This is a genomic window from Chryseobacterium culicis (genome assembly GCF_002979755.1).
Lineage (GTDB): Bacteria > Bacteroidota > Bacteroidia > Flavobacteriales > Weeksellaceae > Chryseobacterium > Chryseobacterium culicis_A.
Genome location: NZ_PCPP01000001.1, coordinates 2,133,488 through 2,149,585, shown reverse-complemented (window position 1 = coordinate 2,149,585; position 16,098 = coordinate 2,133,488). Strand labels below are relative to the sequence as shown.

Annotated in this window: 15 protein-coding genes; 11 read left to right on the top strand and 4 right to left on the bottom strand. The window is 35.8% G+C overall.

Translation table 11 applies throughout. The features are described from left to right. Positions 1 to 83 precede the first annotated feature (83 nt). The gene (locus CQ022_RS09715) at positions 84 to 1,811 is read left to right on the top strand and encodes an ABC transporter ATP-binding protein (RefSeq protein WP_105681804.1); all 1,728 of its coding nucleotides are present in this window, start codon (positions 84 to 86) and stop codon (positions 1,809 to 1,811) included. 49 nt (positions 1,812 to 1,860) lie between these two features. Here the strand turns inward: CQ022_RS09715 and CQ022_RS09710 are convergent, their stop codons facing one another. Together CQ022_RS09710 and CQ022_RS09705 are read right to left on the bottom strand one after the other, a co-directional pair. Further along, a complete protein-coding gene (locus CQ022_RS09710) occupies positions 1,861 to 2,325 on the bottom strand; it encodes a carboxymuconolactone decarboxylase family protein (RefSeq protein WP_105681207.1) in 465 nt (154 codons plus the stop codon). Positions 2,326 to 2,549: 224 nt separating this feature from the next. Beyond that, on the bottom strand, positions 2,550 to 3,122 hold the full coding sequence (locus CQ022_RS09705) for a Crp/Fnr family transcriptional regulator (RefSeq protein ID WP_105681206.1): 573 nt from the start codon (positions 3,120 to 3,122) through the stop codon (positions 2,550 to 2,552). Positions 3,123 to 3,217: 95 nt separating this feature from the next. Here CQ022_RS09705 and CQ022_RS09700 point away from each other — a divergent pair, with 95 nt between their 5' ends. Continuing rightward, positions 3,218 to 4,171: a helix-turn-helix transcriptional regulator gene (locus CQ022_RS09700; RefSeq protein WP_105681205.1), complete on the top strand. Its 954-nt coding sequence runs from the start codon at positions 3,218 to 3,220 to the stop codon at positions 4,169 to 4,171. A 225-nt stretch (positions 4,172 to 4,396) separates the two neighbouring features. On the opposite strand, the gene CQ022_RS09695 is transcribed toward CQ022_RS09700, so the two are convergent. Beyond that, complete coding sequence (locus tag CQ022_RS09695) at positions 4,397 to 4,888, bottom strand: DinB family protein (RefSeq protein WP_105681204.1); 492 nt, start codon at positions 4,886 to 4,888, stop codon at positions 4,397 to 4,399. Positions 4,889 to 5,058: 170 nt separating this feature from the next. Here CQ022_RS09695 and CQ022_RS09690 point away from each other — a divergent pair, with 170 nt between their 5' ends. The 6 genes from CQ022_RS09690 to CQ022_RS09665 all read left to right on the top strand — a co-directional run bounded on the left by CQ022_RS09690 (position 5,059) and on the right by CQ022_RS09665 (position 12,372). Further along, entirely contained in the window at positions 5,059 to 5,643 is a 585-nt protein-coding gene (locus CQ022_RS09690; protein ID WP_105681203.1) for a hypothetical protein, read from the top strand. Between the two features lie 334 nt (positions 5,644 to 5,977). After that, positions 5,978 to 8,398, top strand: a complete 2,421-nt coding sequence (locus CQ022_RS09685) for a TonB-dependent receptor plug domain-containing protein (protein ID WP_105681202.1) — start codon at positions 5,978 to 5,980, stop codon at positions 8,396 to 8,398. 195 nt (positions 8,399 to 8,593) lie between these two features. After that, positions 8,594 to 9,163 carry a cob(I)yrinic acid a,c-diamide adenosyltransferase gene (locus CQ022_RS09680; protein ID WP_079242890.1) on the top strand — a complete coding sequence of 190 codons (570 nt, stop codon included), beginning with the start codon at positions 8,594 to 8,596 and terminating at the stop codon, positions 9,161 to 9,163. Then, positions 9,126 to 9,800: a thiamine diphosphokinase gene (locus tag CQ022_RS09675; RefSeq protein WP_228421512.1), complete on the top strand. Its 675-nt coding sequence runs from the start codon at positions 9,126 to 9,128 to the stop codon at positions 9,798 to 9,800. The genes CQ022_RS09680 and CQ022_RS09675 overlap by 38 nt, the downstream gene beginning before the upstream one ends. A gap of 179 nt (positions 9,801 to 9,979) precedes the next feature. Next, on the top strand, positions 9,980 to 10,855 hold the full coding sequence (locus CQ022_RS09670) for a tyrosine-protein phosphatase (RefSeq protein ID WP_105681201.1): 876 nt from the start codon (positions 9,980 to 9,982) through the stop codon (positions 10,853 to 10,855). Between the two features lie 122 nt (positions 10,856 to 10,977). Beyond that, positions 10,978 to 12,372 carry an arginine decarboxylase gene (locus CQ022_RS09665; RefSeq protein ID WP_105681200.1) on the top strand — a complete coding sequence of 465 codons (1,395 nt, stop codon included), beginning with the start codon at positions 10,978 to 10,980 and terminating at the stop codon, positions 12,370 to 12,372. A 174-nt stretch (positions 12,373 to 12,546) separates the two neighbouring features. On the opposite strand, the gene CQ022_RS09660 is transcribed toward CQ022_RS09665, so the two are convergent. After that, entirely contained in the window at positions 12,547 to 13,206 is a 660-nt protein-coding gene (locus tag CQ022_RS09660; protein WP_105681199.1) for an HAD family hydrolase, read from the bottom strand. A gap of 211 nt (positions 13,207 to 13,417) precedes the next feature. Between CQ022_RS09660 and speB the strand changes: the two genes are divergently transcribed. The 3 genes from speB (at position 13,418) to CQ022_RS09645 (ending at position 16,004) form a co-directional block, all read left to right on the top strand. Next, positions 13,418 to 14,275 (top strand): agmatinase, encoded by an 858-nt coding sequence (speB, locus tag CQ022_RS09655; protein ID WP_105681198.1) that lies wholly within the window; start codon positions 13,418 to 13,420, stop codon positions 14,273 to 14,275. A 72-nt stretch (positions 14,276 to 14,347) separates the two neighbouring features. Further along, positions 14,348 to 15,190: a bifunctional helix-turn-helix domain-containing protein/methylated-DNA--[protein]-cysteine S-methyltransferase gene (locus CQ022_RS09650; protein ID WP_105681197.1), complete on the top strand. Its 843-nt coding sequence runs from the start codon at positions 14,348 to 14,350 to the stop codon at positions 15,188 to 15,190. Positions 15,191 to 15,395: 205 nt separating this feature from the next. Next, the gene (locus CQ022_RS09645; RefSeq protein ID WP_105681802.1) at positions 15,396 to 16,004 is read left to right on the top strand and encodes an alpha-ketoglutarate-dependent dioxygenase AlkB family protein; all 609 of its coding nucleotides are present in this window, start codon (positions 15,396 to 15,398) and stop codon (positions 16,002 to 16,004) included. Positions 16,005 to 16,098: the final 94 nt, after the last annotated feature.

Here is a 16,098-nt window from a genome sequence, read left to right as displayed (position 1 = left end):
CTATGGCTAAACCTTTTAACAGAACCGTTACTTTATTCGGAATTTATAAACAGCTTGTCCCATTTATCAGACCTTACCGATTAATGATTTACGGAACCCTGTTTCTTACTTTTCTCGGAGCTTTGGCTGCGCAGGTTAACCCAATTGTTTTGAAATATACAGTAGATGAGGTTACAAAGCTTACTCACCTTCCGCATCCGATGTCAGAGGGAATCCATATTCTTATCATCATTTCCATTATTTTACTGGGAAAGGAATTGCTGAATATCTTTATCAATTTCGGACAGAAATTTTATGGGGAGAAGATTAGAATCAACGTAAGCTCAGTATTGGCACAATCAGCGATTGATAAGATTTTAACCTACAGGGTTGCTTATTTTAATGATGAAAACCATGAGTCCGGAAAACTCCAGATCAGAATAGACCGTGGAATAGAAAGTCTGACAAGGCTGGTTCAGAACTTTTTCATTGATATCCTTCCTCTTTTTTCCAATGCGATTATTGCACTGATCATTATGTACATGCAGAATGTGTATGTGGGACTTGTTTCAACGATTATTGTTCCGATTTATTTTTACATAAGTTCTCTGCAGGCCAAAAAATTGGGAGGAGTCCGCCGCCAGCTCAGAAATCAAAGGGAAAGAAAGACATCCGGACTTTTAAATCTGATCAATTCTATTATGGTCATTAAAAGTTTTGTCCGTGAAAAATTTGAAGGAAAAAAACAATATGATCTTCAGATGGAGTTGATGGAAAGCCAGATGATCACGAGAAGAACCAATTTTATTTATGATGGATTAAAAACTTTTATAGAACAGTTCGGAGTGGTTCTGATTATTCTTTTAACCGTTTATCTGGTTCTCGATCAGCAAATGACAATTGGTGCCATCATGCTTCATATCATGCTTTTTAACAATGTTTCAGCACCCATTCGTCAGCTTCACAGAATTTATGATGATATGAACGATGCCATGATCTATGCCGAAGGTTATTTCGATATTCTGAATGCAGATAACGAGACGGAATCGAACGGAGACTTTGTAGAAAAACAAATCAAAGGAACTTTTGAACTGAAAAATGTAGATTTTACGTATCCGAACGGAACTAAAGCTTTACATGGTGTTTCTATGAAAATTGAAAATGGAAAAACTACGGCTTTGGTAGGATTAAGTGGTGCAGGAAAGTCCACGGTTATAAATCTTTTATGCAAATTTTATCTTCCGGATTCCGGAGAAATTCTTTTGGATGGAGTTAACCTTAATGAATACGACAATACCTTTCTAAGAAGCGACCTTGGGCTGGTACTTCAGAAAAATCATATCTTTCAGGGAAGCATAGAAGATAATATCCGCTACGGAGATATGAATGCAAGTTTTGAAGAAATTCAGGAAGCAGCAAAAAAAGCTTATCTGCACGAGCAGATTATGGATCTTCCCGACAAATACCTGCATGATGCCACTCAGCTTTCCGGAGGACAGCAGCAGAGAATTGCCATTGCAAGATTATTTCTTAAAAATCCTCCGATTATCTTTTTGGATGAACCCACAGCCAGCCTTGATGCTATAGCTACTGAACAGATCAAAAATTCCCTGGATGCTATAAAAGAAGGAAGAACAGTGATTATCATTTCTCATTCCCTGTCACAGATTCTGGATTCAGATACCATTTATGTGATGAAGAAAGGACAAGTGGTAGAGAATGGAACTCATGATGAATTGTACAATAAAGAAGGAACTTATCGTGAGATTTTTGACGCATCTGCAAGGAGCCTGAACCTTGATAAACTGGTGAATACTTTTAAAGAAAATTAAACAAAAAACTCAGCGGTCAGGCTGAGTTTTTATATTTCTATAGTATTGCTTAAAGCGCTTTTTCAGGAACCTGATAAGTACCTACATCAGCTCCGAAAGCAATATTAATTCTGTTATAACTGTTGATGGCAATAACAGCCATGGTTAAATCTACCATTTCAGTTTCAGAGAAATAATGACTTACTTTTGAATAAATCTTATCATCCACTTCATTACCTTTCAATGCCGTTAAAGTTTCTGCCCATAACAGCCCGGCTTTTTCTTTATCGGTGTAAAATGAACATTCTCTCCAGGCGCTTACCAGAAATATTCTCTGCTCAGATTCCCCTTTCGCTCTTAATTCTTTGGAATGCATATCCAGACAAAATGCACAGCCATTCATTTGTGAAACTCTGAAATACATCAGTTCCAGAAATGAATTGTCCAGTGAAGAATGCTGTACCTGAAATCCCATGTTGTGAAGTGCATTTACAGCCTTATTTCCGATGGCAAATGCGTTGATTCTTTGTGACATAATATTTGTTTTTGTGATTAATTATGTGACAAATGTAGACTGGAATTTCCCTGAATTTTTTTACAAATGATAAATTTTAAAAGGAAAGATTTTAGAAGCTGGATGCTGGAAGCTAGAAACTGGATGCTAGATGCTGGATGCTGGATGCTGGAAGTTACTATTAGGTAGATGATATATACTCAGTCTACAATAACTTCCCTCTTCCAGCTTCCATCACCCCTTCTTCATAATTTCTGTGCTCTGATTCTGCTCAGAGAAACCTGAGTGATGCCAATATAATCAGCAAGATCCCCAAGACTGATGCGTTGAATAAGATCAGGTCTTTGTTTCAGGAAATTATGATACCGCTTTTTTCCATCATCTTCCAGCATTTCACTGATTCTTCCCATCATATTCACCGGAGCTTTTGAGTACAGCTTACTGAAAAGTGTTTCTGCCGTGTGATATTTTTTGCATAATCCTTCAACAACATCTCTGTGTACCCGAAAAACTTCTGTAGGTTCCAAAGCAACTATCATATATTTTGATGGATTTCCGGTAAGAAAACCACTCAATTCTGCAAAAAAAGCATTCTCAGCAAAAAATGTCATGATAAAATCTTTATCTCCATTGTCAAAAAACAGTTTTACAAGCCCTTTTTCAATGAAATAAAAATACCTGCAGGTTTCATCAGCTTTTAACAGAAAATCTCCTTTTCTGTAAGTTTTGGATTCCAGATTGGAAACAAGTCCATCTATCACTGCCTGTTCCGGTTTTAAGATTTTTTCAATAGACTGAACGAAATGAGTGTGAAGCATAAATAGGAAACTGTTTTGTGAAAATAAAATTAATAAAAAAAGCCGTCCTATTTATAAGCCATACTTCGAAAAAGAATTTTTAGCTTTGTTATATAATGAACGACCACTATCTTAAAAAACTCGATCGGGTAACGGCCATCCTTACCCAGCTACAGTCTAAACCTATTGTGAGGGCTCAGGATCTGGCTGAAAAATTCGATGTCAGTATCAGAACCATTTATCGTGATGTGAAAACGCTGGAAAATGCTGGGATTCCTATTGTGGGAGAAGCGGGTAACGGATATTCTTTAATGGACGGTTATAAACTTCCTCCGATCATGTTTACCAAAGAAGAGGTGTTAAGTTTCATTACCGCAGAAAAACTGATGCAGAAATTTTCCCATCAAAGCTTAGGGAATCATTATCAGGCTGCCATGGAAAAAGTGCGTTCGGTGCTGAAATATTCGGATAAAAATCTAATTAAAAATATTGAAAAACAGATTGATGTTTTCAGCTTTCATACAGATTCCGGGGACTCCTTGAAAAATGTGATTCCTATTATTCTCGAAAGTATTGCAGAGAAAAGCCAGTTGAATATAAAATATCAGACGGTAGACGGGAGAGTGAATAACAGAACGATTGAAACAGTGGGAATGTTTTTTGAGTTTAATTTTTGGTACATCATGGCATTCTGTATGTTGAGAAAAGATTTCAGACAGTTTCGTATTGACAGGATTCTGGAAATTTCAAAAACACCGAATCCTTTTGTGCAGGAATACGGTCAGGTGAATGATTATCGCAAAAAATCAAACGGAAATAAGGTTAAAGCCAAACTTCTGGTTGATAAAAAGATCATGAATCACCTGGTAAATTCTAAGAAATACTATGGATTGATAGAAGAAGTAGAAACAGAAAATGGAGTAGAACTGACTTTTGAAACAGAATGGATCAATGACGGTTTCCCCCGCTGGCTCATCACTTTTGCAGACTATGCCACCGTTCTTGAACCCGAAAGCCTTCGCACACGATTGAAAGAACTGCTTCTGAAAATGACAGAAAGACATCAATAAACCCCCAACAGAATATCTGTTGAGGTTTAAAGACTTAATTGAGGCAAATAAATGAAATGGTTAATAAGTGAAGAGCAAAATCACAAAAAAGCAGTGGTGTTGAGTCGCAAAAAAATGATATAAGTTGTAGGTGAATTGAAGAAAAATCACTGTTGAAAAATGACATTGCAGAGGTGATTTTTTTCAGAATTTCCGCCTTTTTGCAATTTTACCCTTCCGTTTTTATTAGAATCTTTCCCAGAAGAAAGGAGGTTCAATTCCTAAAGCTCTCAGATACACATATCCTTGTCCACGATGGTGAACCTCATTATCTACAAAATAAAGAATGTTTTGATATACCGGAAACTCATACTCTCCGAATAAATTGAAAGTTTCCTGGAAACGATCCTCAGAAATCAGACTGAAATAATGATTGATCACATGGGTTTCTTCATCCCACTTCTTTAAGATTTCTTCTTTTGTTTTCGGATTGAAAGCTTCCTCGTTGTAAGCTTCTGTAGTCCCTTCAACAATTCCTTTTAAAGCAGGTCCGGCAATTCCGATCAGTTCTACTGCAAGCTTTGCAAATGGTCTCATTCCGCCTACTGAAAATTCAAATAGTTCTTTCTCAGGAAAAGATTCAATAACTCTTCTCGTCAGATTTCTGTGTCCCTGCCAATCGTTTAATAATTGTTCAGAAGTCATAAATTGTTTTGTGGCTGTGGCTGTAGTTGTCATAATGTATTTGTTTTGTTTGTTGTTGATACAAAGGTAAGAGAGGGTTATGACAACAGTTTGTCAGTAGGATTTTGGATATGGAAAAAATATTTTTTTAATCTTCAAATATTGGCTCTACTTTTGCGTTAGAAGAGTAGTGTATTACTAAAAAAATCGCAATTAATAGAATTATGAAGAAGTATATTTTGCCTGTTGTCACTGCTTTTTTAGTAGTATCATGCAATAAGATAGAGGAAAAAATTGACCAGACTGTTCAAAAAACGACCGAAACTGTGCAGCAAAAAACACAGGAGGTGGTGGAAGAGACGGTAAAGAAAACAGTCAATGAATCTATAAACTCTTTAACCAATTCCGAAGATGTTAAGTTTAATACCGTTTTTCCTGGTACAGGAGCTTCAATAGTTTCTGAAGAAAAAGGTAAGAAAATTAAAATTCCGGGAAGATCTGAAGGGTATATTTTCAAATACAAAGCAGATATTGCAGTACTGCTTCCGTTTCTGGAAGGACAGCCTACTTCTGACGAAAGCAAATCTGATAAAACGGCCCGTAAGATTGATGGGCAAAATATCATAGATAAAATAAGTTTTATATCGAAATTCCTTCCTGACAATACATTTGATGCAAGTATTCTTGAAGATATTAAATCCGATAAAAACATTCAGTATTATAAACTGAAAAGGTTTCCCAACAGTAGTACAATCATCTACAACCCAAAAAATCAGACCATCATACAATACGTAGAGGTAAATAAATAATTTGGATATGGCCGGTTTCTCCCGGCCATTTTTATTCCCATTCATTGCGAGCCACAGGCGAAGCAATCTCAACCCGTTGAAAACTACTTATCAGAACGAATGAAATCATGTTTATTTCTGATGTTGGCTAATTGATTTTTTTATACAAATATGGTGTTATTGATTTATTTTTTTTCATGTTATTGATAAATCAATTTATGTTTTGTGAACTAATTGTGATTTTTGTGAAATGGTATAATTTTCGTTAATATGTAATTGGATTATCATTGTATGTTTTGTTTTTGTATTTAATATTAATTTTTTTATTAGATTTATTGAATAATTAACAATTTACATGGAAAAGAATTTATTTAATAGAAAAATCTATGCATTAGTATTAAGCGGAGCTGGTGCTATGGGATATGCTCAGGACAGTATAAAACAAAATAAAATAGATGAAGTGGTGGTTACCACCGGTAGAACCAAGCCCAGAACTATCATTACCTCTGCAATTCCTATTGACAATATTTCGGCAGTACAGCTAAAATCCACAGGACAGGTTACTTTTGATAAAGCTTTGACGTATGCTGTACCCTCTTTTAATTCATCACAGCAAACTGTTTCTGATGCAACGGCTCACTTTGATCCTGCAGATTTAAGAGGATTAGGGCCTTCCAGAACATTGGTTTTGGTGAATGGTAAAAGAAAAAATCAAAGTGCTTTAATTTATGTAAATGATACACCGGGAAAAGGTGAGGTAGGTACAGATCTGAAAAGTATTCCTTCAGCAGCCTTACAGAATGTAGAAGTATTGAGAGATGGAGCATCTGCGCAATACGGCTCTGATGCTATTGCAGGAGTAATTAATATCATTCTTAAAAACAGTGTGGGAAAAAGCACAGTCAATCTTTTTTCAGGTATTACTTCAAAAGGAGACGGTTTTAATATCGGAGCAGATTTTAATACGGGAATCAGAGTAGCAAAAACGGGAAGCCTGAATCTTACATTCGGATTTTCCTCTCAAAATAAAACGAACCGCGCAGGTGCTGTTACAAAAGATGACCTTTTTGGTGTCGATAATGCCTGGACGCAAGCTAATCCCGGTTTAGGAATGATTATAGGGCAGCCGGAGACAAAAGTGGGCAATATGTTTGTCAATTTTGAGTTGCCAACAGGTGAAACGGGCAAATTTTATGCTTTTGGGGGTACCACTTACAGAAGTGGGACCAGTTTTGCTTTGTACAGAACTCCTTATTGGGTAACTTCAGATTTTGGTTTATTAACTCCACAAGGACAACCTTACAATGGATTTCAACCGCAATTTAAAACAGATGTTTACGATTATAATTTAACCTCCGGGTGGAAAGGAATGTTTGGAAAATGGAGTTTTGATGGGAGTGCAACCTTTGGCTCTAATGCCGTAGATTATGCTGTAGGAAATACCATTAATACATCTTTGGGTGCAAATTCACCCACCTATTTTAAAGCAGGTGGCCACCAGTTCAGTAATATTATTGGAAACATAGATTTCAGCCGGGATTTTGGTACCCTTGTTTTAGGAGCGGGAGCTGAAGTGCGCAATGAAAATTATCAGGCAAGGGCAGGAGAGGAAGCATCTTATAAAGGAAGTGGAGCAGAATCATTTCCGGGACTGCAGCCTCAAAATGAAGTTAACAAAAATCGTCAGAATATCGGAGCTTACATGAATGCTGAATGGGATGTTACGAAAAACCTGTTAATTGGAGGAACGGTGAGGTATGAAAATTTCAGTGATTTCGGAAATAATGTTTCATGGAAAGGAAACGCAAGATATAAATTACTGGATGATAAATTGGTTTTCCGAGGGTCGGTTTCTACGGGATTCCGTGCTCCTTCGTTACACCAGATTTATTACTCTAATGTTCAAACCAAAATTACAGGGAATACGGTAGCTAATCAGGGTACTTTTAATAATGACTCTCAAATTATAAGATCCGATCTTGGGGTGCCCAAATTAAATGCTGAAAAAGCTTTTAATATTACGGGAGGATTTGCCGTAAAGCCTTTTAAAAACCTGACTATTACCGCAGATTATTACAGAATAAAAATTAAAGACCGGGTTCTTTTCTCAGGAGATATTGGGTACAAAACCGGTGCTCCAGGGAGTCCGGATCTAACAAACCCTGTGGAAGTCATATTAAATAATAACAAAATAACCTCTCTGAAGTTTTTTACCAATGCGGTAAATACAGTGACTGAAGGGGTTGATTTTGTAGCTAATTATTATACTTCTGCTATTGGCAAAGGAAAATTGGGAATTATTGCTGCTTTCAATTATAACGAAACTAAAATAGTAGATAATATTGCTGTTCCGCCTATTTTGGCTGAAAACGGCTATTCAGAAAACTTTTTTGATAGAAAAGAACAATCCAGAATTATCTCTGCAAGACCAAAAACAAAAACTATTCTTAGTCTTTCGTATGATATTTCAAAGTTTAATTTTAACCTTAATAATACGTATTTTGGTTCGGTTACATGGCAGCACGCTACTGATCCTGCCAAAGATCAGACATTTTCTGGTAAGGTAATTACAGACATCGTTTTAACCTATAAAATCACGAATGATCTTAAAGTTTCCGGAGTTGTCAATAACTTATTTAATATTTATCCGGATATAATAGACAGCAAAGGAGATGTAGTCACAGATCTTGGAGGAAGGTTCAAATACCCTTGGGAGGTGAATCAGTTTGGATTTAACGGAACTATTTTTCAGCTCAATGTCAATTATACTTTTTAATCTATACATAAAAGGAATTGGATTGACGTTGTTGTGCTTAACAAATACGAAGCAATCTTAAAAGATATAAAAACTTATAAGTGTAAATATAAACTGACATTAAATTCCTAATGTCAGTTTTATTTTTCAGATAGAATACGAAGCTATTCCTACATTTTACTTTTTACATTGTACAAAAAAAAGTATTTTAGTACTATGAAAATTTATACAAAGACAGGAGATAAAGGCCAGACTGCATTGTATGGCGGAACAAGGGTTTCCAAAGCCAGCGCAAGAGTAGACAGCTATGGAAATATAGACGAATTGAATTCATTCATTGGAATTTCAAAAAGTCATATTGAAGATGAAGAAGTGTTGAGACAGCTGAAGAAAATACAGTTTGATTTGTTTACGGTAGGTTCAGAAGCTGCGACACCAGTGGATAAGCTGATGCTTGCCAACGGAAAATCACGCCTTCCGATTATTATTTCAGAAACTGAAATTGAAGAGCTGGAACAATGGATGGATGCCTTCGATGAAAAGCTGGAACCTCTTCAGTACTTTATCCTGCCAGGTGGTGGAAAATCTGCAACTTTTTTACACGCAGCAAGAACAATCTGCAGAAGAGCAGAGCGCTCATTGGTATTTCTGAATGAATCAGAAGAAGTACGCCCTGAATTGATTAAATATTTAAACAGACTTTCAGATTATCTTTTTGTGTTGGCAAGATACATTTCAAAACTGAACAATGAACCGGAAGAATATTGGAATCCGAATGAAAGATAAAGCATTACTTTTCATCAACGGAGATGCTCCAAAATCATTACCCAATCCTGCTAATTATGGTTTAGTTGCATGCACAGACGGCGCTTTTCATTATTTAAAAAGAATGGGATTTCCTCTGGATAAACTGGATTTTATATCCGGTGACTTTGATTCACACTCCGGATCAGATGAAGATATGTATGAAGGAAAATTTATCCTTACCTTAGATCAGGAAAAAACAGATTTTCATAAAGCACTGGAAATTATTCAGGAAAAAGGGTTTTCAGAAACTGATGTTTTTGGAGGAAGTGGAGGTGAGCAGGATCATTTTCTGGGAAATCTTACTGTTGCTTATGCATTCAAAGAACAGATAAAAATAAAATTTTATGATGAGTTTTCAGAATACTATTTTATTCCGAATCATTTTAAGCTGAAAGGATTGAAAAATAGAATGATTTCTCTTTATCCATTTCCATCAGTGAATAATATAACGACTCAAGGACTCAACTGGCCTTTGACTCAAGAAAGTCTAAGCATTACTTCAAGAATAGGAACCCGGAATTTCGCTGCTGAAGATGAGATTTCCATAGAATATGAATCAGGAGATGTTTTATTATTTGTAGGAATCAATGAAATAGAATACCCGGCAATTTATTAGAGTGATTATTATCAATAGAAACAGGTTTTACTCATTTAAAAAAAGACTGTCATTAAACACAAATTACACCAATGTTTTTCACAAATGGCACAAATTTTTACATCAATAGAAACGGGCTTCAGCCCGTTTAATAAAAATAAATACATCGATTGGCTTTAGCCAAAACTTATTAAAAACCATTGAATAAACTAATCAAAATATCAGTGTTCACCATTTCATTATGCTGCATAGTCTCATGTAAGACCCAGCATTTTGAAACACCCGAATATGGAAAAAATGAAACTGAAAAAGTGATTCATCTTAAAAAAGTTACCAATTTTCGGACGGTAGGAAATATCAAAAATACGGAAGGAAGAACATTAAAAGAAGGAAAACTATACCGAAGTGCCCATCTTTATAAGCTTAAAAAGAAATCTTTTGATGATGTGGAAAAATTGGGGATCAAAGAAATTATTGACCTTAGAAATTCAAAAGAAATTGCTCAAAAGCCGGATCAGCTGCCGGCAGAAACTGTATACAAAAAATACTCAGCGTTTGAAGATGAAGGAGATCAGTTGGCTCAGGCCAAAAAACTGGTTCTTAAAGGTAAAGTGAATGCTTCCGATGCCGATAAAAGAATGATTGATTTTTACCGTGAGTATGTGACGGAAAACCCAGAAACTATAAAAAGAATTATTACAGAAATTCTGGAATCTAAAGATCCGATTCTTTATCACTGCACAGCGGGAAAAGACAGAACGGGAATTATCACGGCATTACTTCTTACGATTCTGAAATTTGATAAAGAGACTATTTACAACGAATATCTTCTCTCTAATAATTATAGAAAAGATCTTGTTCAGAAGAGGCTTCGTCTTGCCAATACTTTACATTTTCTCTATCCGAAAATGGATTTACAGGTACTGGGAAAACTGAGCTGGGTTGAAAAAAGATATCTTGACGCTGCTTTTGGGGAGATCAATAAAAAGTATGGTTCTCCGGATGCCTATATTCAGCAGGCATTAGGGATTTCAGATGCTAAAAGGAGGGAATATATTCAAAAGTTTACGTATTGATTATCAGAGATAAATTTCTATAAGATTTAATATTGGGTGTTTATTTAAAATTATAATAATTTTAACACCTAAAAATGAAACTTTTTTAGCAATTTTGCATTTCTTAATTCACTTGTTTAGAAATGAAAATAAAGTACTCGGAACTTATTGATCAGACATTGTATTTCCCTACAGAGGAATTTAATGTATCTGAGAACAATTTGTTGTTTCACGACGTTCCATTGATGGATGTAGTTGAACAATTTGGCACTCCGCTAAAGATTAGCTATCTGCCGAGAATTTCTCAAAATATTCAGAAGGCCAAAAGCTGGTTTAAAGAAGCTTTTGAAAAAACCGGATATAAAAAGAATTATACCTACTGCTATTGCACAAAATCCAGTCATTTCAATTTCGTATTGGAGGAAGCTTTGAAGAATGATATTTCCATAGAAACATCTTCTGCTTATGACATGGATATTGTGAAATCTCTTTACGAAAAGGGAAAGGTAGATAAAAACATTGAAGTCATCTGTAATGGTTTTAAAACTGATGATTATCTGACAAATATTTCAGATATGATCAACAGCGGTTTTGAAAATATTACCCCGATTCTTGATAATTACAGAGAATTGGATAAACTTACAGAAAGCATCGATTCTACCTTTAATATCGGAATCAGAATCGCATCAGAGGAAGAACCGAAGTTCGAATTCTATACCTCAAGATTAGGAATCGGATATAAAGATATTATTCCTTATTACAGCCAGAAGATCGCAGAACACCCGAATGCAAGATTGAAAATGCTTCACTTCTTCATCAATACCGGGATTAAAGATACTTCTTACTACTGGAACGAATTGTACAAATGTCTTCGTGTATATGCCCGTTTGAAGAAAATTGCTCCTGAAGTAGATTCACTGAACATCGGAGGTGGTTTCCCAATCAAAACGTCTTTGAACTTTGATTATGACTACCAGTATATGGTAGAAGAGATTGTTTCTCAGATCAAAAAATTCTGTGAAGAAGAAGGAGTGGAAGAACCTAATATCTACACTGAATTCGGAAGCTTTACCGTAGGGGAAAGTGGAGCGAACCTTTACAAAATCATCTCTCAGAAACGTCAGAATGACAGAGAAAAATGGAATATGATTGATTCTTCTTTCATGACCACTCTTCCTGATACATGGGCCATTTCAAGACACTTTATCATGCTTCCGCTTAACCGTTGGGAAGATACTTATGAAAGAGTATTCCTGGGAGGGCTGACTTGTGATTCGGATGATTATTATAACTCTGAACAGCATACCAACGCGATTTATTTACCTGTTTTCAGTGATACAAAACCTTTGTATATCGGATTCTTCCACACGGGAGCTTATCAGGAAACAATTGGTGGATACGGTGGAGTACACCACTGCCTGATGCCTCAGCCGAGACATGTCCTGATCCAAAAAGATGAAAACGGTGAATTGCAATATGAAATTTTCCGTGAGAAACAGGAACCGGAAGATATATTGAAGATTCTTGGTTATAAATAAGACTTTAATCTGTCATTGCGAGGAACGAAAGTGACGAAGCAGTCTCATCTTAATGTTTTTAAATTTAACCATTAAGGTTTTTATTAAGAATTAAGGAAAGTTAAGGATCTTCACTTCGTTCAGATGACAAAGTACATATAAAACAAAAGCTCTCAGATTCTGAGAGCTTTTTATTTAAAAATATTTTGAAATTTTATCAAGTTCGAGATCTTCATAATCCGAGACTACAGTATCTGCTAAGGTGTAATCCTGATTTTTCGAATGTGGACTTCTGTATGCGGCACAGAAAATTTGTGCTCTGTGAGCTGCTAGAATTCCGTTGGTAGAATCCTCAATCACCATACAGTTTTCAACAGATTCTCCTGCCATTTCTGCTGCCAGTAAGAAAACTTCAGGATGAGGTTTTGATTCTTTTAAATCAGCACCGCTGATCTTTCCGCTAAAATATTGTTCCAACCCGAATTTTTCAAAAACCATATTGATGGTTACCATGGTAGCAGAAGAAGCCAGAATAAGTTTGAGTCCGTTTTCATGATAATGTTCAATCAGTTTTCTTACTCCAGGAATCAAATCAAATTCATCATCATTATAAAAATAATCTTTGAAATGAGATCTTTTAATCCCCGCGATGGCTTCGTAAGTCTGATTCAAATTAAATTTCTTAATCAATGTTTCAGAAACCCTTTTGGTGGAAGCTCCGGTAAAAGAGGTGTATAAATCTTCGGAAACCGCAATTTCCAGTTCATCAAACGTTTTGAAATAAGCTTTTCTATGCAATGGCTCTGTATCTACAATCACACCATCCATATCGAAAAGAACAGCTTTTAAAGGCATATTATGAGTTTTGTACAAAAATAACCATTTGAGTTGAGAGTAGAAAGGGAAGAGGTGGTAGATAATAGGTTGCAGGTAGCAGATAATAAGCAGTAAGGGGTGAATTGGTAACTCATAAACTCTCTAACACTCTTACGCTCCAACTCGTAAACTCTTCGTATCTTTGTAGCCAATATTTCAATTTTAAAACATTAAAATTTTTAAATAAAGCATGAGAACATACGCAGGAATTCCCGAAGAAAACGCAACGTTAGAGAATTCGAAAGTAATGTTGGTAACTGTTCCTTATGATGGAACTTCAACATGGGGTAAAGGAGCTGATAAAGGTCCGGAATTATTCTTAAACGCTTCTGAAAACATGGAGCTTTATGATATTGAAACTCAAACAGAACCTTACCTACAGGGAGTTTATTTGGCAGGAGAAGTTTCTGAGAAATCCAGCCCGGAAGCAATGACAGAAGCGGTTTATCAGAAAACAAAAGAACTTTTGAACAATGAGGGTAAATTATTCACTCTTTTTGGGGGAGAACACTCTGTTTCTATTGGTTCTATCCGTGCAGTAGGAGAGAAGTTTGAAAACCTTACCGTTCTTCAGTTTGATGCTCACACAGATTTACGTCCTGATTTCCATGGTTCTACATCAAACCACGCTTGTGCTGTTTTTGAAGCGAATCAGAAACATAACTTAGTACAGGTGGGAATCCGTTCTATGGATGTTGAAGAAGTTGAATATTTACCGGAAGGAAGAGTATTCTTTGCTCACGAAATTGCGAACAATGAAAACTGGATCAACGATGTATTGGAAAAAGTATCAGGAAATGTTTATATCACAATTGATTTAGATGCTTTCGATCCTTCTATTGCTCCTTCTACAGGAACTCCGGAGCCAGGTGGGTTACAATGGTATCCAACATTGGAATTATTGAGAAAAGTATTTGAAAAATGTAATGTAGTAGCATTTGATATTGTAGAATTAATGGATTCTCCAATGGCTAAGCCAACGGCTTTCTTATCTGCGAAGTTATATTACAAAATGCTTGCTTACTACGATATTTATAACAACAACTAATATTCCGCAAGAATCGGATTTTTTCTGCCGTATATTCTTTGGAAATTTGTGAGGTAAAATAATAATAATACAATGTCCACACAAAGTCAGATAGATTATAACAGAATTGCCAAGGCGATAGAATATATCCAGAGCAATTTCAGGCTTCAGCCAAGTTTGGAGGAAGTGGCAGAGAATATTCATTTGAGTCCGGCTCATTTTCAGAAGATATTTACTGATTGGGCAGGAACAAGTCCGAAAAAGTTTTTACAGTTCATCAGTCTTGAACATGCTAAAAACTTATTGAAGGAAGAAAAAGCAAGTTTATTTGATACAGCTTACGAGACAGGATTCTCCAGTACCAGCAGGCTTCATGACCTGTTTGTGAAAATAGAAGGAATGTCTCCGGCAGAATATAAAAACGGCGGAAAAAGCCTCAGTATTCATTACAGTTTTTCTGAAAGTCCTTTCGGAAATATACTGGTAGCTTCTACAGAAAAAGGAATCTGCTACATGGCTTTTGAAAACGATAAAGAAACAGCATTAGGGGAGCTGAAACAGAAGTTCCCCAATGCTTCTTTTATTGAAAAACAGGATGCTTTTCAAATGAATGCGCTGTCCATATTCGATAAAGACTGGACAAAACTCAATACGATAAAATTACACTTAAAAGGAACCGATTTTCAGCTTAAAGTATGGGAAAGTCTATTGACAATTCCAATGGGAAAACTGTCTACTTATGGCAGTCTGGCTGAAAAAATTGGAAACCCTAAAGCTTCCAGAGCGGTGGGAACAGCTATTGGAAGTAATCCTGTTGCGTTTCTTATTCCATGTCACCGTGTTATTCAGTCTACCGGACATCTTGGTGGTTACCGCTGGGGAAGTGAAAGGAAACAGCTGATTGTAGGATGGGAAGGTTCACATATGTATTCCTGAAATCAATGATGTAGATAAGTTTTGGCTAAAGCCAGTGGTTTGTTGAAACATTTTTTTTTTAAACGGACTAAAGTCCGTTCCTATTGATATAAAATTCGTGTCATTTGTGAAAAACATTGGTGCTATTTGTGTTTAAATACAAAAGACATCAATACATTGTACATTGTACTTTTTACAGCATAAAGCATTTAATTCTAAAACTATGATGAGTCTCTTCGAAGAAATATCAGATTATCCACTCAATGTACTTCCACATGATGGTACTGTTCATTATTATGGAAAAGTTTTTTCAACAGAACAATCTGCTTTTTATTATGATTATCTGCTCAATCAGATTCCATGGGAAAACGATGAGGCATTAATCTTTGGAAAATTGATTTTAACCAAAAGAAAAGTAGCCTGGTTTGGAGAAAAAGCTTTTGAATATACCTATTCGAAAAGAACAAAATATGCTAAATTCTGGACTCCGGAATTATTAGAATTAAAAAAGAAGTGTGAAGAAGTTTCAGGGGAAACCTACAATTCATGTCTGCTCAATTTATACCATGACGGAAGTGAAGGAATGGCTTATCACAGCGATGGCGAAACGGACCTGAAAAAACATGGAGCAATTGCCTCTCTGACCTTTGGAGCGGAAAGAAAATTTTTATTCAAGCATAAAACAACCAAAGAAAAGGCAGAAATATTCCTGGAAAACGGAAGTTTATTAATTATGAAAGGAACTACTCAGGACAACTGGCTGCACAGGCTTCCTCCAACCACAAAAGTGAAAACACCAAGAGTAAATCTGACTTTCAGAACGATTGAGGATTAAACTTATCATTTATCCATCAATAGGAGTGGGATTTAGCCCACTTGAACAAAAAAATAAATTCATCCGGCTTTAGTCAAAACCTTAAAAAAATAAA